Raw genomic sequence first — 16,206 nt, 5'->3', positions numbered from 1 at the left:
TCGCTGCGTCACATGCCATGGCGGTGCTCCGCGCACAGTAGTCCACCCTTGCATCGACTCGAAAGTAACCGCAGGTCCGGCCCCCTCTACCCGCCGCGCACGCGGCGCCCTAGGGTGATCGCCATGCGAGTGCATGTGGTCAGCGACGTACACGGGAACGCGAAGGACCTGGCCAGGGCGGGTGACGGCGCGGACGCGCTGATCTGTCTCGGCGACCTGGTTCTCTTCCTCGACTACGCCGACCACTCGCGCGGCATCTTCCCCGACCTCTTCGGCGTCGAGAACGCCGATCTGATCGTCGAGCTGCGCACCGCCCGCCGCTTCGAGGAGGCCCGCGAGCTGGGCCGCAGGCTGTGGGCGGGCGTCGACAGGGCGGCCGCCACGGAGGCGGCGGTGCGCAAGCAGTACGCCGAACTGTTCGCCGCCTTCCCCACGCCGACGTACGCGACGTACGGCAATGTCGACATGCCGACCCTGTGGCGGGACTTCGCGGGCCCCGGCACCACCGTCCTCGACGGCGAGCGCGTCGAGATCGGCGGCCGCGTCTTCGGCTTCGTCGGCGGCGGCCTCAGGACCCCGATGCGTACGCCGTACGAGATCGACGACGCGGAGTACGCCGCCAAGGTCGAGGCCCTGGGCGAGGTGGACGTGCTGTGCTCGCACATCCCGCCCGAGGTCCCCGAGCTCGTGTACGACACCGTGGCGCGCAGGTTCGAACGCGGCAGCCGGGCCCTCCTCGACGCGATCCACCGCACCCGCCCCCGCTACGCCCTCTTCGGCCACGTCCACCAGCCGCTGGCCCGCCGCATGCGCGTCGGCGCGACGGAGTGCGTGAATGTCGGGCACTTCGCCTCCACCGGCCGCCCCTGGACCCTGGAGTGGTGATCGGCGGCCCGACCGGTCGCGGTAGCCTTCACGCGGACAGTGCCCCCTGAGTACCTGCCCCCTGACCGGAACCGCACTGGAGGAGCCACAGCGATGGCGGAACACACCAGCTCGAGCATCACGATCGAGGCGGCACCGGCCGACGTGATGGGCGTGATTGCCGACTTCGCCCGCTACCCCGAGTGGACCGGCGAGGTGAAGGAGGCCGAGGTACTGGCCTCCGACGCCAAGGGCCGTGCCGAGCAGGTACGCCTGCTGCTGGACGCCGGCGCCATCAAGGACGACCACACCCTCGCGTACACCTGGAGCGGTGACAACGAGGTCAGCTGGACGCTGGTCAAGTCCCAGATGCTGCGCGCCCTCGACGGCTCGTACAGCCTCGCCCCGCTCGGCGACGGCGACCGCACCGAGGTCACGTACCAGCTGACCGTCGACGTCAAGATCCCCATGCTCGGCATGATCAAGCGCAAGGCCGAGAAGGTCATCATCGACCGGGCCCTGGCCGGTCTGAAGAAGCGCGTCGAGAGCAAGCCGAAGGCCTGATGCCCTGATGCGTACGGTCCTCGTCACCGGCCCCGGCGGCGCGGGCCGCACCACCGTCGCCGCCGCGACCGCCCTCGCGGCCGCGCGGCGGGGGCACCGCGTCCTCGCGCTCTCCACCGACCGGGGGGACACGCTGGGCGCCGCGCTCGGCATAACCACCGGCAGTGGCTCGGGCTCCGGCCCCGGCTCGGCGCCGGTCGAGGCCGCGTCCGGCCTGTGGGCCGCGAGGATCGACTCCGGCGCCCACTTCCGCAGGGAGCTGCTGTCCCTGCAGGACCGCGCTGGATCCGTGCTCGACCTGCTCGGCGCGAACCGGCTGGACGGCGAGGAACTGACCGAGCTCCCCGGCAGCGAGCAGTTCGCGCTGCTGCGCGCCCTGCGGGCCTGCGCGGGCCCCGAGGCGGCACAGACGTACGACGTCGTGGTCGTCGACCTGCCGCCGCTGCCCGACACCCTCGCCGCGCTCGCCCTCCCCGAACAGCTGCGCCGCTACCTGCGTCGCCTGCTCCCGCCCGAACGCCAGGCGGCCCGCGCACTGCGCCCCATGCTCGCCCAGCTCGCCGGGGTGCCGATGCCCGCACAGTGGCTGTACGAGACGGCTGCCCGCTGGGACGCGGAACTGGCCGCCGTACAGGCCCTGCTGGACGACAGCGCGACGACCGTGCGACTGGTCGCCGAGCCGGGGCCCGCCGGAGCCGACGCGCTGCGCACCGCCCGTACCGGCCTGGCCCTCTTCGGCCTGAGCGTCGACACCGTCGCCGCGAACCGGGTGCTGCCGCAGGACACCCCGGACACCTGGCTCGCGACGCTGGCCGCGCAGCAGCAGAAGTGCCTGGCCGAGTGGGCCGGCGAGTGGCAGCCCGCGGCGACGCTGCGCGAGGTCCGCCACCTGGGCCGGGACCCGCGCGGCTTGGACGACCTGGCAGCCCTGTCCGCCCTGTCCGCGTCGTCCGAGGACTTCGACGGCAATGACCTGGCGGTCGAGGAAGCCGGGCCCGCCCGTGACCCGTGGCCCGTGGAGGACCGGATCGCGGACGACGGCGTCCTCGTCTGGCACCTGCCCCTGCCGGGCGCCGTCAAGGAAGAGCTCGGCCTCGTCCGCAGGGGTGACGAACTGGTACTCGACGCGGGCCCGTTCCGCCGCATCCTGACCCTCCCCTCGGCCCTGCGCCGCTGCACCGTCTCCGGCGCGGGCCTCACCGACGGCGTCCTGCGCGTCCGATTCACGCCCGACCCCCAGCTGTGGCAGCGACGCCAGACTGCGTCTCCCGGGGACAGCCCCGACAAGTCCCTGCCCCCCGGCCGGACAAGCAGGTCGGACCGCTGACCGAACCTCCTTCGTGAGGCGGACTCCAGGCTGTGTCTCCCGGGGACAACCCCCGGACCCCCGGCCGGACGCGGACTCCAGTGAATGCCGTACCGCCGTTCGGGTAACGTCGGTCGTACGAGGCGTACGTACCGTAGGAACCGCCTCCCTGCCGCAGGAGTGTCCGCCATGAGCGATGCCACCGAGGGCCCTCGGCCCGAGTCCGCCGAGGCCACCGACGCCGATGCCTGGGCGAAGGCATGTGCCGAGGACCTCGCCGCCGAGAAAGCCCGCCGCCGAAGCAGGCAGGGGGCGCCTCCCGGCTCGGCCGCGGAGGAGCTGCGCAAGCTCGTCGACGCGGTCGCCGACAAGGTCTCGTCGCTCCAGTCGTCGCTGCCCGGCATGGCCGCGCAGGGCACGGTCAGCCAGCTCATCAACCAGGCGAAGTCCGCCGTCGAGCCGGTCATCGAACGCAACCCGGAGGTGTTCGACCACCTCGCCGCGGCCGGCAACGAACTGCTCGCCGCCTACCGCTCCGCGGTCGAGGGCCAGGAGCGCCGCTGGACCCGCGAAGCCTCCGGGCCCGGGCGCCCCGGAGGCCGTAAGGACGACGGCGACGACGGCCCCGAGGGCCCCTCGGCCGGCGAGCACATCGACCTGGACTGAGCTGCGCCTCGGGTACGGTTGGGCCTTAGCGGGGCTCGACCGAAAACTGAGGGACACATGGGACTCACCATCGGCGTCGACATCGGCGGCACGAAGATCGCGGCAGGCGTGGTCGACGAAGAGGGCACCATTCTCGACACGCACAAGGTGTCCACGCCGCCGACCGCCGAAGGCATCGTCGACGCGATCTGCGCGGCCGTTTCCGAGGCCGGCAAGGGCCACGACATCGAGGCGGTCGGCATCGGTGCGGCCGGTTACGTCGACGACAAGCGTGCGACCGTCCTCTTCGCCCCGAACATCAAGTGGCGGCACGAACCGCTCAAGGACAAGGTCGAGCAGCGCGTCGGCCTGCCGGTCGTCGTCGAGAACGACGCGAACGCGGCGGCCTGGGGCGAGTACAGGTTCGGTGCGGGCCAGGGCCACGAGGACGTCATCTGCATCACCCTCGGCACCGGCCTCGGCGGCGGCATCATCATCGGCAACAAGCTGCGCCGCGGACGCTTCGGCGTGGCCGCCGAGTTCGGCCACATCCGGGTCGTGCCCGACGGCCTGCTGTGCGGCTGCGGCAGCCAGGGCTGCTGGGAGCAGTACGCATCAGGACGCGCCCTCGTGCGGTACGCCAGGCAGCGCGCCAACGCGACGCCCGAGAACGCCACGATCCTGCTGGGCCTCGGCGACGGCACCCCTGAGGGCATCGAAGGCAAGCACATCAGCGACGCCGCCCGGCAGGGCTGCCCGGTGGCGATCGACTCCTTCCGCGAGCTGGCCCGCTGGGCCGGCGCGGGCCTGGCCGACCTCGCCTCGCTGTTCGACCCGTCGGCGTTCATCGTGGGCGGCGGCGTCTCGGACGAGGGCGAGCTGGTCCTCGACCCGATCCGCAAGTCGTTCCGCCGCTGGCTCGTGGGCGGCCAGTACCGCCCGCACGCCCAGGTTCTCGCCGCCCAGCTGGGCGGCAAGGCCGGCCTGGTCGGCGCGGCGGACCTGGCCCGCCAGGGCTAGCCGTGCTCCTTCGCCCGCCGCGCCCTCTGGGGGTGCGGCGGGCATCGTCGTATCTTGATCCGCATGGCGACGAGTGACGTGACGAGTACGCTCCCCAACTCCCGTACCGAGCCGGACGGTTCCGCCGTGATCCGGGTGCTGAGCTACAACATCCGCTCGATGCGCGACGACGAGGACGCACTGGCCCGCGTCATCCGGGCCTGCGAGCCGGACCTCGTGCTCGTACAGGAGGCGCCGCGGTTCTTCCGCTGGCGCAAGCACGCGGCGCGGCTCGCCGCCAGGACGGAGCTGGTGATGCTGAGCGGTGGGGCCCCGGCGTCGGGGCCGATGCTGCTGTGCTCGCTGCGGGCGACGGTGGAGCGTACGGAGGACGTACTGCTGCCGCGTACGCCGGGGCTGCATCAGCGGGGGTTCGCGACGGCGGTGGTACGGATGGGGGGCGCGAGGTTCGGCGTACTGAGCTGCCACCTGAGCCTCCAGGCCGAGGAGCGGTACGCCCAGGGCGGGATGCTGCTGGACCGCCTCGCGGCGATGGGCGTGCCGCATGCGATCGCGGGCGGCGACCTCAACGACCGCCCGGACGGTCGTACTTTCCGGCGGCTGGCGGGGGAGCTTCAGGACTGCTGGGCGGTGAAGCCGTGGGGCGGCGAATACACGTCGACGCCGGACAGTCCGCATCAGCGTATCGACGCGATCTTCGCGACCGAGGGCATCGAAGTCCTGGGCTGCGGGGTCCCGTTGGACCTGCCGGAGGCGGACGTCAGGGCGGCCACGGACCACCTGCCGGTGCTGGCGGCGCTGCGGGTTCCGGCGAAGTAGCCGCAGGCGCCGCGCCCAGCACCTCGAAGCGCGCTATACGACCGCGCCCCGCCCAGGGTCGTCCCCGCCGCCGTCCTCGTCGTCGTCGTGCGCCATCCGCCCCACCAGCGTCGCGAATCCACCGAGGAAGCCGCCGACCCCCAGCGTCGTCAGCCACCACGTCATGTCCCACTGCAACAGCACCGCCGCGAGCAGCAGCAGCGGTCCGCCGATGACCGCGAGCCAGGCGAACTTGGCCGTGGTGTCGGCGGCCGGCAGCGGCGGGGGCTCCGGCGGGACGAAGTGCCCCTCGTCGCTCTCGTCGAGGTCGTCGTCGCCCGGCTCCTCCACGGAGTAGTCGCGCGGACCGCCGACGCCGGGAGCGAAGACGACGGAGCTGCCGAGCGGTCTGTCCGGCTCGGCATCGTCCTGACCGGCCCCGTCTGCCTCAGGGTCCTTCTTCAGCGACTTCTTCGGCCGGTCTCCGTCCCCCGCACCGTTCCGGTCGCCCTCCAGCAGGGACAGGTCCTCCACCGACTTGAACGGCTTCGCGCCCGGCGGGTCCGGCGGCTCCTCGCCGTACCCGGCGACGATCTCCGCCCAGAGAGCCTGCTCGTCGACAGGCTTCTCGGCAGCGCCACTGCCACCGTCCGCCGCAGTCTCCTCCGGCTCCCGTTCCTCCTCGCGGCCCGCGGGTTCCGCGTCGTGCTCAGCCACCGGTCGTGCTCCCCTTCTTACCGACACTCGGAGCGAGGCGGCCGATGAACGCATAACTCTCGTCGAAGATCCGCTCCGCGTCGTGGTCCAACGTCGCGACGTGGTAGCTCTGTTCCAGCAGGATCTCGGTGACGTCCGTGGAGGAGACCCGGCCGAGGATCCGGGCCGAGTCGGCAGCCGGCACCACATGGTCCTGCGGGCTGTGCAGGAGCAGCATCGGCTGCGTGACCTGCGGCAGCTCGCTGTCGACAATCCGGAAGAAGTTCCGCACGGAGTGCGCGGCGTGCAGCGGGACCCGGTCGTAGCCGACCTCCTCCTCGCCCGCCTTCGCGATGTCGTTGCGCAGCCCCTTTGTCGTACGGACAAGATGGCGGGCCATCGGCAGTGCGTACGCCGACAGGCCGTGCACCTTGTTCGCCGGGTTGACCACGACGATCCCGGAGATCGCGTCCCCGTGCTTGGCGGCCAGGCGCAGCGTGAGCGCCCCGCCCATCGAGAGGCCGAAGACGAAGACCTGGCTGCACCGGTCGACGAGGACGCGCAGCTCGCGGTCGACCTCCGCGTACCAGTCCTGCCAGGTCGTGACCTGCATGTCTTCCCAGCGGGTGCCGTGCCCGGGGAGCAGCGGCAGGGAGACGGTCAGTCCGCGCTCGGCCAGATGCTCTGCCCAGGGGCGCAGCGACTGCGGGGAACCGGTGAAGCCGTGACAGAGGAGGACGCCGACCTCTCCGCCCTCGTGGCGGAACGGCTCGGCTCCAGGAAGGACCGGCACCGGGGTCTCCTGTTCATGAGTCTCGGACGACGAGAAAAAGGGGGTGCTCAAGATGTACTTCACCGTACGCGACCGGACTGACACGGACCAGGTCCGCCGGGGCCTTGTGAGCGAGAGCGCAGGTCTCGCACGGGTTAAGGTCTGTTCGACAGACAAAGGAAGAAGAGGCACTCGAGTTGATCTACGGCGCAATGAAGTTCTCCATCGGAGGGTCACTGAAGGTTGCCTTCAGACCCTGGGTGGAGGGCCTCGAGAACATTCCCGCCGAGGGACCGGCGATCCTCGCGAGCAATCACCTGTCCTTCTCGGACTCCTTCTTCCTGCCCGCGGTCCTCGACCGCAAGGTCACCTTCATCGCCAAGGCCGAGTACTTCACCTCGCCGGGCGTGAAGGGGAAACTGACGGCGGCCTTCTTCAAGGGCGTCGGCCAGCTGCCCGTGGACCGTTCGGGCGCGCGCGGCGCGGGTGAGGCGGCGATCAAGGCCGGCATACAGGTCATCGAGGGCGGCGGCCTCTTCGGCATCTACCCGGAGGGCACCCGTTCGCCCGACGGCCGTCTCTACCGGGGCAAGCCCGGCGGTCTGGCGCGCGTGGCGCTCGCGACCGGTGCGCCGGTGATCCCGGTTGCGATGATCGACACGGAGAAGATCCAGCCGCCCGGCAAGGTCGTACCGAAGCTGATGCGTCCGGGGATCAGGATCGGCAAGCCGCTCGACTTCAGCCGCTATCACGGCATGGACGGCGACCGGTTCATCCTGCGCTCGGTGACCGACGAGGTCATGTACGAGATCATGAAGCTCTCCGGCCAGGAGTACGTCGACATCTACGCGACGGCGGCGAAGCGCCAGATAGCCGATGCGGAGAAGGCGGCCAAGGCCGAGAGGGCGGAGGCCGAAAAGGCTGCGAAGGCCGGAACGGCGGAACGGTCAGACGCGTAACGGCGTCCGTCCAGGGGTGGGGATGATGGCCAAGACCCGGCGCGAGCGCGTCGTACGCATGTCGGTCGAGCAGCCGCTGTGGCGTGCGCTGACCGGCTACCGCATCATGACGATGCTCTACGCGGTGCTCCTCTTCGTGTTCACGCGGGAGAAGTTCGAGCGCCCGTGGGTGGCGATCGCCTTCCTCGCGGTGATGGCCGTCTGGACCCTCGTCACGCTCCCCAAGGTGGCGAACGCGGCGAGCTGCACCAAGCGCTTCCTCGTCGCCGACCTGACGATCGCCCTCACCGGCATCATGCTCACCCCGCTCGCCGACGCCCAGGCGCAGCAGATCGACGGCCCCACCCTGCCGACAATATGGACAGCGGGCTCCGTCCTCGCGTTCGCCATCAAGGGCGGCTGGCGCTGGGCCGGTTTCGCCTCGTCCTTCGTCGCCGTCGCCAACATCGTCGAGCGCGGCGAGCCCAGCCGGGACACCTTCCACAACGTCCTGCTGGTGTGGGTCGCCTCCATCGCCATCGGTTACGTCGTCGAGGTCGCCCGCGCCTCCGAACGCACCCTCGCCCGCGCCCTGGAGATCGAGGCCGCCACCCGCGAGCGCGAGCGCCTGGCCCGCGACATTCACGACAGCGTGCTCCAGGTCCTCGCCATGGTGCAGCGGCGCGGTGCCTCCCTCGGCGGCGAGGCCGCCGAACTGGGGAGGATGGCCGGGGAGCAGGAAGTCGCCCTGCGCACCCTGGTCTCCACCGGCCTGGTGCCGGCGACGCGTGCCTCGGAGGACGCGTCGCTGGGCGCTGTGGTGCGTACGGTCGAGGTCGACGGCGAAGAGGACGACGAGGACGGCGAAGGCCGCGAAGGCGGCGGGCGTGATTGCGACCTGCGCTCCCTGCTCGCCCCGCACGCCGGCTCGAAGGTGTGTTTCGCGGAGCCCGGCGCCCCGGTCCTGCTGGAACCGGCGGCGGCCATGGAGCTCGCGGCGGCTGTCAGTGCCGCACTGGACAATGTCCGCAGGCACGCCGGCGAGGACGCCCAGGCCTGGATCCTGGTCGAGGACTGGCCGGAGGAAGTGATCGTGACGGTTCGGGACGACGGTCCCGGCATTCCGGACGGCAGGCTCGCCCAGGCCGAGGGGGAGGGGCGCCTCGGAGTGGCCCTGTCGATCCGCGGGCGGCTGCGGGACATCGGCGGCACGGCGGAGCTGATCTCGGTACCGGGGCAGGGCACAGAAGTCGAACTGAAGGTTCCACGGGGGAAGGCAGGACAGGCGCGATGAGCGACGAGCAGCAGAAGATCAAGGTGATGGTGGTCGACGACCACCCGATGTGGCGGGACGCGGTCGCCCGCGACCTGGAGGCCGCCGGCTTCGACATCGTCGCCACGGCCGGGGACGGCCCGCAGGCGGTACGCCGCGCCCAGGCCACCGCACCCCAGGTCCTCGTCCTCGACCTCAACCTGCCCTCCATGCCCGGCGTCCAGGTCTGCAAGGAGCTCGTCGGCGCCGACCCGGCACTGCGGGTCCTCGTCCTGTCCGCGAGCGGTGAGCACGCCGACGTACTGGAGGCGGTGAAGTCCGGTGCGACGGGTTATCTGCTGAAGTCGGCCAGTCCTGAAGAGCTCATCGACGCGGTACGCCGAACGGCCGCCGGAGAGCCGGTCTTCACGCCGGGCCTGGCCGGCCTGGTCCTCGGCGAGTACCGCCGACTGGCATCCGACCCGGCGCCCGCTGCGTCCGACGAGCCGAAGGCTCCTCAACTCACCGACCGCGAGACCGAAGTGCTGCGGCTGGTCGCCAAGGGGCTCTCGTACAAGCAGATCGCCGAACGCCTGGTGATCTCGCACCGCACCGTCCAGAACCATGTGCAGAACACCCTGGGCAAGCTCCAGCTGCACAACCGCGTGGAGCTCGTGCGGTACGCGATCGAACGCGGCCTCGACGACGCCTAGTTGGACCCCGGTACGACCCCGGATCGACCTTCCGCGCCGTGTCGCTGTGACCTGGCTCACCGCTAGCGTGGCCGCACACGGCACAGCTGGATGCGGCGAAGGGACAATTCCATGCGGGTCGGAGTACTGACCGGGGGAGGCGACTGCCCCGGTCTCAACGCGGTCATCCGCGCTGTCGTCCGCAAGGGCGTGCAGGAGTACGGCTACGACTTCACCGGCTTCAGGGACGGGTGGCGCGGGCCGCTCGAAGGCGACACCGTACGGCTCGACATCCCGGCCGTCCGCGGAATCCTGCCCCGCGGCGGCACCATCCTCGGCTCCTCGCGCACCAACCCCCTCCAGGCGGAGAACGGCATCCGCCGCGTCAAGGACAACCTCGCCAAGTACGAGGTCGACTCGCTCATCGTGATCGGCGGCGAGGACACGCTCGGTGTCGCCACGCGCCTGTCGGACGAGTACGGCATAAAGTGCGTCGGCGTACCCAAGACCATCGACAACGACCTGTCCGCCACCGACTACACCTTCGGCTTCAACACCGCGGTCGGCATCGCGACGGAGGCCATCGACCGACTCCACACCACCGCCGAGTCGCACATGCGCGTCCTCGTCGTCGAGGTCATGGGCCGGCACGCGGGCTGGATCGCCCTGCACTCGGGGCTGGCGGGCGGCGCGAACGTCATCCTCATCCCCGAGCAGCGCTTCGACATCGAGCAGGTCTGCGGCTGGATCACCTCCCGCTTCAAGGCGTCGTACGCCCCGATCGTCGTCGTCGCGGAGGGCGCGATGCCCAAGGACGGCGAGATGGTGCTCAAGGACGGCACGCTGGACTCCTTCGGGCACGTGCGTCTGTCGGGCGTCGGCGAGTGGCTGGCCAAGGAGATCGAGAAGCGCACGGGCAAGGAGGCGAGGACCACGGTCCTCGGCCACGTCCAGCGCGGCGGCACGCCGAGCGCCTTCGACCGGTGGCTGGCGACCCGCTTCGGTCTGCACGCGATCGAGGCGGTACGGGACGGCGACTTCGGCAAGATGGTCGCCCTCCAGGCGACCGACATCGTGCGGGTGCCGATGGGGGAGGCAACGTCCCGATTGAAGACGGTCGACCCGAAGCTGTACGAGGAGGTGGGCGTCTTCTTCGGCTGAGTGGAGCCCGGACGGGCCGGAAAAGCCGGCCCGTCCGGGGGCCCGGGGGTTGGGGAAAAGTTCAGGCCCCGGCCCCGGCCCGCGAAGCACCAGCAACAATGCCCCCCACCAGCTCCCCCACAATCGCCGCCCCGCGCAGCGTCAGCACCGACTCCGGATGGAACTGCACCCCGGCAAAGCCCGGCCCCCGCACCGCGTGCACTTCGCCCGTCCCCAGGTCGCGGGCGACTTCGACCCCACGGGCAGCCAACTCCGCCGCCCCGGCGTCATCACACCGAGCGGTGAAGCTGTTGTAGTACCCCACGACCTCCTCCCGCCCGAAGAGGTCGATCCGCTCCTGCGCCCCCTGGTACGGCACGTCCTTCCGTACGATCGCAAGCCCCAGCTCCGCCGCGATCAGCTCATGCCCGAGGCAGACCCCGAGCACCCCGTACGGATGCGAGCCCACCAGCTCCGCCGCCAGCTCCCGCAGGACCAGCATCTTCGGGTCGGCCGTGTCGGCCGGATTTCCGGGGCCCGGGCCCAGCACCACGGGTCCCTCGTGGCCGAGGGCCGCCTCCCGCAGCCCGGGTTCGTCGTACCTCCGTACCGTCACCTCAAGACCGGACGCCCGCAGCACATGCGCGAGCATCGCCGTGAAGGTGTCCTCGCCGTCGACCACCAGCGCGTGGCCGGCAAGGTCGGCGCCCCGTTCCTGCATCTTGAGCCAGAAGGGGGCGAGGTCCAGCCGCCGTGCGTCGAGGGCGGCCCGTACACGCGGATCGTCCGCCAGGGCGGGGCGTACGGCCGTGTCCTGCGGCCGACCGGGACGTACACCGAGCGCCGCCAGTACACCCGCCGCCTTGGCGTGCGTCTCCGCGACCTCGCTGTGCGGGTCGGAGTGGCGGACCAGCGTCGCCCCGACGGGCACCCGCAGACGGCCGTCCGGGGAGATGTCGGCCGTACGGATCAGGATGGGCGAGTCCAGGGTCTGCGTACCCGCTTCGTCCCGCCCGATCAGGGCCAGCGCACCCGCGTAGTAGCCGCGCCCGCCCACCTCGTGGCGCTCGATGACCCGGCAGGCGTTCTGCACGGGCGAGCCCGTGACCGTCGCGGCGAACATGGTCTCCCGCAGCACCTCCCGTACATCCAGCGAAGAGCGGCCCCTGAGCTCGTACTCGGTGTGCGCCAGGTGGGACATCTCCTTGAGCCGGGGCCCGACGACGACCCCGCCCATGTCACCGACGGTGCACATCATCTTGAGCTCCTCGTCGACGACCATGGAGAGCTCCTCGGTCTCCTTGCGGTCGCCCAGGAACTCCAGCAGCGCCTCGGCGCTCGGCCCGTCGGCCGGATAGCGGTACGTCCCGCTGATCGGATTCATCACGACCGTCCCGCCGGACATCCGCACATGCACCTCGGGACTGGCCCCGACCAGCGTGCGCTCCCCGGTGTGCACGACGAACGTCCAGTACGCGCCCCGCTCCCCGGCGAGGAGCCGCCGGAAGAGGGCGAGCGCGTCGGCCCGGCCGAAGCCGGGGATGTCGCCCTCGAAGGTGCGCCGGATGACGAAGTTCGCGCCCTCGCCCTGCCCGATCTCGTCCTCGATGACGCGCCGCACGATGCCGGCGTACTCCTCGTCATCGACGTCGAAGGCCCCGCCGTCGACCCGTACGTCGTGCGCGGGCAGTTGGTCCAGGACCTCGTCGAGCGGCAGCACGTACGTCTCGTCGGCGACCAGCACACTGAGCGGCGTCCCGTCGTCCCGTACGTCGAACCCGCGCTCCCTGATCTGCCGGAACGGCACCAGCGCGAGCACCGGTGTGTCGCCGACCGGGATGTCCGCGAGGCGCCCGGCCTCGTGCACGTCCCCGATCAGCAGCTCGACGGTGTCGTGGTCGTGGCCGGGGGTGCGCCTGCGCAGGAGCGCGAAGGGGCGGGTGTCGTCGAGGAGAGTGCTGATGAGCATCGGAGGTGTTCCTTCCGGGGAGATCCGGTCGATCCGGGTGGAGAGGAACAGCCCCTGGGAAACACCAAAGGCCGCCCCTCGGGGCGGCCTTCGCGGTATCGGTGTACGCGCAGTCAGTGGGCCGCCGGAAGAGCGGGCCACCACCAGTTCTGGTTCGTCTGCGTGAACATGTCCGGCACCCTACCCGATCTCGGGGCGCAGCAGCAGCGAATCGAGCGCGGATTCCAGATAGCCGGTCAGCTCGGCTCCCACCGGGAGAGCCGACGGGACGGCATGCATCAGCTGGGTGTGCCCCAGGTAGACGCTGTACGCGAGCAGCCCCTTGCGCCGTGCCTCCGCCTCGGGGAAACCCAGCTCCGCGAAGAGCCGTGACACGTACGCGACCCGCCGGTCGGTCACCCGCCGCAGCGCCGCAGCGACCCGCGGGTCGTCCGCCGTCGCGAGCAGCGACACCTCCAGCGGGTCGCTCGCGGCCGACGCGACGGCCTCCGCGAAGAGCCGACGCAGCCGCTTCTCCGGGTCCGGCTCCGTTTCGAGCTCGGTGATGGCCGCCTCGGTCTCCGTCTCCGCCCAGCGGACGAGCGCGGCCTCGACGAGGGCGTCGCGGCCCGGGAAGTGCCAGTAGAAGCTGCCCTTGGTGGTGGAGAGCCGGGTGGCCAGCGGTTCGACCGCGACCGCCGCGAGACCGCCCTCGCGCATGGCGGCCAGGGCCGCATCGGCCCAGTCCTGCGCGGTCAGCCGCCGCTTCTTCTCCTGTGCTTTCTCCTGCCGTTGCACCATGACCATACGGTAACGTACGGTAGGCCATACGCCAGCGTATGGAGGCACATGATGACCAAGGTCCGCAACGTCCACGAACGTCATGTCCAGGCACCCGCCGAGGCGGTCGGGGCCCTCGTCGACCGGCTCTCCAGCGACGACGACCCGGTCTTTCCGGCCCCCGCCTGGGCCCCGATACGCCTCGACCGGCCGCTCGGCGTCGGCGCCGACGGAGGCCATGGCCCGGTGCGCTACACGGTCGTGGCGTACGAACCGGGGCGCCGTATCCGCTTCGCGTTCTCACCGCCGGACAACGGCTTCCACGAACTGACCGTCGAGCCCGTGGGGGAGGACCGGTGCGTCGTGCGCCACGTGCTGGAACAGGACCAGCGCGGCGCCGCCAGAATCGCCTGGCTGACGGCGGTACGAGCCGTGCACGGCACCGTGATCGAGGAGCTCTTCGACAACATCGAGCGGGCGGCAACCGGCACGGTCGCACGCCCCGTCCGCTGGTCGCCCTGGGTCGCTCTGCTCCACCGGCTCGACTGGGACAAGCCGGTCGCGGTCGAGATCCCGGCCACCGCCCGGCTGATCCGTACCGCACTGGAGCAGCCCGATTTCCAGGACGCCTGGCAGATGGACCTGTTGCCGGGCATGCCGCGCGATCCGCGCGCCTGGACGGGGATCCTGCGCGATTCCTTTCCCGTAATCGCGCAGGACGGCGGCGAGTTGCTGCTCAGGGTGGACACGGCGGGCCTGCTCGCCCGGGCCTCGATCCTCGTCGACGAGGAGGCCGGCCACATCGTCCTCAGCACGGTCGTGAAGACCGGCAGCCTGCGCGGGCGGCTCTACTGGGGAGCGGTCGAGCGGGTGCATCCCTTCATGGCCCGCACCATGCTGCGCCGGGCCCATCGCGGGCTGGCGCTGGCGGCGCCGAGCGCGGGTGCGCGGAACAGGGCTGTCTCACTTGTTGAGCCAGGGGATGGACTACCGGCCTGACCCCGTAATGTTGGTGGGGTGACCGTGAACGCTAAGACCACCCTTAACGGTGGCAACACCTGGCGAGACCTTCCCGCGGCGCAGCAGCCTGAGTACCCCGATGCCGAGGCTCTGCGCGATGTGATCGCGGACCTCGAGTCGTATCCGCCGCTCGTCTTCGCGGGCGAGTGCGACCAGCTGCGCGCCCGACTGGGAGCCGTCGCCAAGGGCGAGGCGTTCCTGCTGCAGGGCGGCGACTGTGCCGAGGCCTTCGACGGCGTATCCGCCGACCACATCCGTAACAAGCTCAAGACGCTCCTCCAGATGGGCGCGGTACTGACGTACGCCGCCTCCGTGCCCGTCGTCAAGGTGGGCCGGATCGCCGGTCAGTACTCCAAGCCGCGCTCCAAGCCGACCGAGACCCGCGACGGCGTGACCCTGCCGACCTACCGCGGCGACTCCGTCAACGGCTTCGAGTTCAACGAGGCGTCCCGGATCCCGGACCCCGAGCGCCTGAAGCGGATGTACAACGCGTCCGCATCGACGCTGAACCTGGTCCGCGCCTTCACCACCGGCGGTTACGCCGACCTGCGCCAGGTGCACGCCTGGAACCAGGACTTCGTGAAGTCGTCCCCGTCCGGGCAGCGTTACGAGCAGCTCGCCCGCGAGATCGACAACGCGCTGAACTTCATGAAGGCAGCGGGGACCGACCCCGCGGAGTTCCGCACGGTCGAGTTCTACGCCTCCCACGAGGCGCTGCTCATGGACTACGAGACCGCCCTGACCCGGGTCGACTCGCGTACGGGCCATCTGTACGACGTGTCGGGCCACATGCTCTGGGTCGGTGAGCGCACCCGCCAGCTCGACGGTGCGCACATCGAGTTCGCCTCGAAGATCCGCAACCCGATCGGTGTGAAGCTCGGCCCCACGACCACGGTCGACGAGGCCCTGCAGTACATCGACAAGCTCGACCCGGACCGTGAGCCCGGCCGGCTGACGTTCGTCGTCCGCATGGGCGCCGACAAGGTCCGCGACAAGCTTCCCGAGCTCGTCGAGAAGGTCTCCGCGTCCGGTTCCACCGTGGTGTGGGTGACCGACCCGATGCACGGCAACACCTTCGAGGCAGCCTCCGGCCACAAGACGCGTCGCTTCGACGACGTACTGGACGAGGTCAAGGGCTTCTTCGAGGTGCACAAGGGCTTGGGAACGCACCCGGGCGGCATCCACGTCGAGCTGACCGGTGACGACGTCACGGAGTGCGTTGGCGGCGGCGACGAGATCTTCGTCGACGACCTGCACCAGCGCTACGAGACGGCCTGCGACCCGCGGCTCAACCGGAGCCAGTCGCTGGACCTGGCGTTCCTGGTCGCCGAGATGTACCGCGACCAGTAAAGATCACCAGTACGGCAGGAAATGACTGTGGGGCGCGGATCGAATGTGATCCGCGCCCCACGGTCGTACCCGGGGCTTTTGCGAGCGGGAAGTGGCGGGTAAGGTTAGGTTGACCTTACCGAGAATCCACCCTCGCCCCTGTCAGGAGGTGTACCGCATGTTCGTCTGCTCCTGCTTCGGCGTGACCGACAAGCAGATCAAGGAGCATGCGGACGCCGGTGCCTGCACGCCCCGCCAGATAGCGTCTGTCAGCAAGGCGGGGACGGACTGCGGCTCGTGCGTACGTACGATCCAGGGGCTCCTCGGGCGCGGTACGTGCCCGCGCCGCGCGCTGATCGAACAGGGCGAGTCGGCGCTGGCCGAGAACGCTCCGGCCGAGTCACCGATGGTCGGGGCCACCCTGTCGGAAGCTGCCTGACCG

The 16,206-nt window shown here is 70.7% G+C and carries 17 protein-coding genes; 13 read left to right on the top strand and 4 right to left on the bottom strand.

The genetic code is table 11. From position 1 onward, the window contains the following. The first annotated feature begins 135 nt into the window (after positions 1 to 135). The 6 genes from PXH83_RS05955 (at position 136) to PXH83_RS05930 (ending at position 5,218) form a co-directional block, all read left to right on the top strand. Entirely contained in the window at positions 136 to 885 is a 750-nt protein-coding gene (locus PXH83_RS05955) for a metallophosphoesterase family protein (protein WP_214915685.1), read from the top strand. A 93-nt stretch (positions 886 to 978) separates the two neighbouring features. Further along, entirely contained in the window at positions 979 to 1,428 is a 450-nt protein-coding gene (locus PXH83_RS05950) for an SRPBCC family protein (RefSeq protein ID WP_274557502.1), read from the top strand. Between the two features lie 7 nt (positions 1,429 to 1,435). Beyond that, positions 1,436 to 2,755 carry an ArsA family ATPase gene (locus tag PXH83_RS05945; protein WP_274557500.1) on the top strand — a complete coding sequence of 440 codons (1,320 nt, stop codon included), beginning with the start codon at positions 1,436 to 1,438 and terminating at the stop codon, positions 2,753 to 2,755. Between the two features lie 168 nt (positions 2,756 to 2,923). After that, positions 2,924 to 3,400, top strand: a complete 477-nt coding sequence (locus PXH83_RS05940; RefSeq protein ID WP_274557497.1) for a DUF5304 domain-containing protein — start codon at positions 2,924 to 2,926, stop codon at positions 3,398 to 3,400. Between the two features lie 57 nt (positions 3,401 to 3,457). Beyond that, the gene (locus tag PXH83_RS05935) at positions 3,458 to 4,399 is read left to right on the top strand and encodes an ROK family glucokinase (RefSeq protein ID WP_274557495.1); all 942 of its coding nucleotides are present in this window, start codon (positions 3,458 to 3,460) and stop codon (positions 4,397 to 4,399) included. A 63-nt stretch (positions 4,400 to 4,462) separates the two neighbouring features. Further along, on the top strand, positions 4,463 to 5,218 hold the full coding sequence (locus PXH83_RS05930; RefSeq protein WP_274557493.1) for an endonuclease/exonuclease/phosphatase family protein: 756 nt from the start codon (positions 4,463 to 4,465) through the stop codon (positions 5,216 to 5,218). Positions 5,219 to 5,251: 33 nt separating this feature from the next. On the opposite strand, the gene PXH83_RS05925 is transcribed toward PXH83_RS05930, so the two are convergent. Both PXH83_RS05925 and PXH83_RS05920 read right to left on the bottom strand, forming a co-directional pair. Continuing rightward, positions 5,252 to 5,914 carry a hypothetical protein gene (locus tag PXH83_RS05925; RefSeq protein WP_274557491.1) on the bottom strand — a complete coding sequence of 221 codons (663 nt, stop codon included), beginning with the start codon at positions 5,912 to 5,914 and terminating at the stop codon, positions 5,252 to 5,254. Continuing rightward, the gene (locus tag PXH83_RS05920) at positions 5,907 to 6,686 is read right to left on the bottom strand and encodes an alpha/beta hydrolase (RefSeq protein ID WP_274557488.1); all 780 of its coding nucleotides are present in this window, start codon (positions 6,684 to 6,686) and stop codon (positions 5,907 to 5,909) included. Before PXH83_RS05920 ends, PXH83_RS05925 begins: the two co-directional genes overlap by 8 nt. Before the next feature lie 191 nt (positions 6,687 to 6,877). Here PXH83_RS05920 and PXH83_RS05915 point away from each other — a divergent pair, with 191 nt between their 5' ends. The 4 genes from PXH83_RS05915 to PXH83_RS05900 all read left to right on the top strand — a co-directional run bounded on the left by PXH83_RS05915 (position 6,878) and on the right by PXH83_RS05900 (position 10,708). Next, on the top strand, positions 6,878 to 7,624 hold the full coding sequence (locus PXH83_RS05915; RefSeq protein WP_274562689.1) for a lysophospholipid acyltransferase family protein: 747 nt from the start codon (positions 6,878 to 6,880) through the stop codon (positions 7,622 to 7,624). Positions 7,625 to 7,646: 22 nt separating this feature from the next. Continuing rightward, complete coding sequence (macS, locus tag PXH83_RS05910; RefSeq protein WP_420803118.1) at positions 7,647 to 8,897, top strand: MacS family sensor histidine kinase; 1,251 nt, start codon at positions 7,647 to 7,649, stop codon at positions 8,895 to 8,897. Next, positions 8,894 to 9,568, top strand: coding sequence for a response regulator (locus PXH83_RS05905; RefSeq protein ID WP_274557486.1), 675 nt, complete (start codon positions 8,894 to 8,896; stop codon positions 9,566 to 9,568). The genes macS and PXH83_RS05905 overlap by 4 nt, the downstream gene beginning before the upstream one ends. A 111-nt stretch (positions 9,569 to 9,679) precedes the next feature. Continuing rightward, positions 9,680 to 10,708, top strand: coding sequence for a 6-phosphofructokinase (locus PXH83_RS05900; protein WP_274557483.1), 1,029 nt, complete (start codon positions 9,680 to 9,682; stop codon positions 10,706 to 10,708). A 61-nt stretch (positions 10,709 to 10,769) separates the two neighbouring features. Here PXH83_RS05900 and PXH83_RS05895 read toward each other — a convergent pair whose 3' ends face one another. Continuing rightward, entirely contained in the window at positions 10,770 to 12,656 is a 1,887-nt protein-coding gene (locus PXH83_RS05895) for an anthranilate synthase family protein (protein ID WP_274557481.1), read from the bottom strand. Between the two features lie 180 nt (positions 12,657 to 12,836). After that, positions 12,837 to 13,442: a TetR/AcrR family transcriptional regulator gene (locus tag PXH83_RS05890; protein ID WP_274557479.1), complete on the bottom strand. Its 606-nt coding sequence runs from the start codon at positions 13,440 to 13,442 to the stop codon at positions 12,837 to 12,839. Between the two features lie 42 nt (positions 13,443 to 13,484). Between PXH83_RS05890 and PXH83_RS05885 the strand changes: the two genes are divergently transcribed. The 3 genes from PXH83_RS05885 to PXH83_RS05875 all read left to right on the top strand — a co-directional run bounded on the left by PXH83_RS05885 (position 13,485) and on the right by PXH83_RS05875 (position 16,203). After that, the gene (locus PXH83_RS05885; RefSeq protein ID WP_420803117.1) at positions 13,485 to 14,414 is read left to right on the top strand and encodes a DUF2867 domain-containing protein; all 930 of its coding nucleotides are present in this window, start codon (positions 13,485 to 13,487) and stop codon (positions 14,412 to 14,414) included. 18 nt (positions 14,415 to 14,432) lie between these two features. Then, on the top strand, positions 14,433 to 15,785 hold the full coding sequence (locus tag PXH83_RS05880) for a class II 3-deoxy-7-phosphoheptulonate synthase (protein WP_274557477.1): 1,353 nt from the start codon (positions 14,433 to 14,435) through the stop codon (positions 15,783 to 15,785). A gap of 157 nt (positions 15,786 to 15,942) precedes the next feature. After that, the gene (locus tag PXH83_RS05875; protein ID WP_274557475.1) at positions 15,943 to 16,203 is read left to right on the top strand and encodes a (2Fe-2S)-binding protein; all 261 of its coding nucleotides are present in this window, start codon (positions 15,943 to 15,945) and stop codon (positions 16,201 to 16,203) included. The last annotated feature ends 3 nt before the right edge of the window (positions 16,204 to 16,206 follow it).

Source organism: Streptomyces spiramyceticus (genome assembly GCF_028807635.1).
GTDB classification, from domain to species: Bacteria; Actinomycetota; Actinomycetes; order Streptomycetales; family Streptomycetaceae; genus Streptomyces; species Streptomyces spiramyceticus.
The sequence above is the reverse complement of the archived record's forward strand: the minus strand, read 5'-3'. Positions and strand labels throughout refer to the sequence as shown.

Excerpts from the sequence above, each read along its gene's own strand:
- PXH83_RS05905 (WP_274557486.1), top strand. The coding sequence starts at position 8,894 with ATGAGCGACGAGCAGCAGAAGATCAAGGTGATGGTGGTCGACGACCAC.
- macS (WP_420803118.1), top strand. The coding sequence starts at position 7,647 with ATGATGGCCAAGACCCGGCGCGAGCGCGTCGTACGCATGTCGGTCGAG.
- PXH83_RS05950 (WP_274557502.1), top strand. The coding sequence starts at position 979 with ATGGCGGAACACACCAGCTCGAGCATCACGATCGAGGCGGCACCGGCC.
- PXH83_RS05890 (WP_274557479.1), bottom strand. The coding sequence starts at position 13,442 with ATGGTCATGGTGCAACGGCAGGAGAAAGCACAGGAGAAGAAGCGGCGG.
- PXH83_RS05940 (WP_274557497.1), top strand. The coding sequence starts at position 2,924 with ATGAGCGATGCCACCGAGGGCCCTCGGCCCGAGTCCGCCGAGGCCACC.
- PXH83_RS05900 (WP_274557483.1), top strand. The coding sequence starts at position 9,680 with ATGCGGGTCGGAGTACTGACCGGGGGAGGCGACTGCCCCGGTCTCAAC.
- PXH83_RS05875 (WP_274557475.1), top strand. The coding sequence starts at position 15,943 with ATGTTCGTCTGCTCCTGCTTCGGCGTGACCGACAAGCAGATCAAGGAG.
- PXH83_RS05895 (WP_274557481.1), bottom strand. The coding sequence starts at position 12,656 with ATGCTCATCAGCACTCTCCTCGACGACACCCGCCCCTTCGCGCTCCTG.
- PXH83_RS05915 (WP_274562689.1), top strand. The coding sequence starts at position 6,878 with ATGAAGTTCTCCATCGGAGGGTCACTGAAGGTTGCCTTCAGACCCTGG.
- PXH83_RS05885 (WP_420803117.1), top strand. The coding sequence starts at position 13,485 with ATGATGACCAAGGTCCGCAACGTCCACGAACGTCATGTCCAGGCACCC.
- PXH83_RS05930 (WP_274557493.1), top strand. The coding sequence starts at position 4,463 with ATGGCGACGAGTGACGTGACGAGTACGCTCCCCAACTCCCGTACCGAG.
- PXH83_RS05935 (WP_274557495.1), top strand. The coding sequence starts at position 3,458 with ATGGGACTCACCATCGGCGTCGACATCGGCGGCACGAAGATCGCGGCA.
- PXH83_RS05945 (WP_274557500.1), top strand. The coding sequence starts at position 1,436 with ATGCGTACGGTCCTCGTCACCGGCCCCGGCGGCGCGGGCCGCACCACC.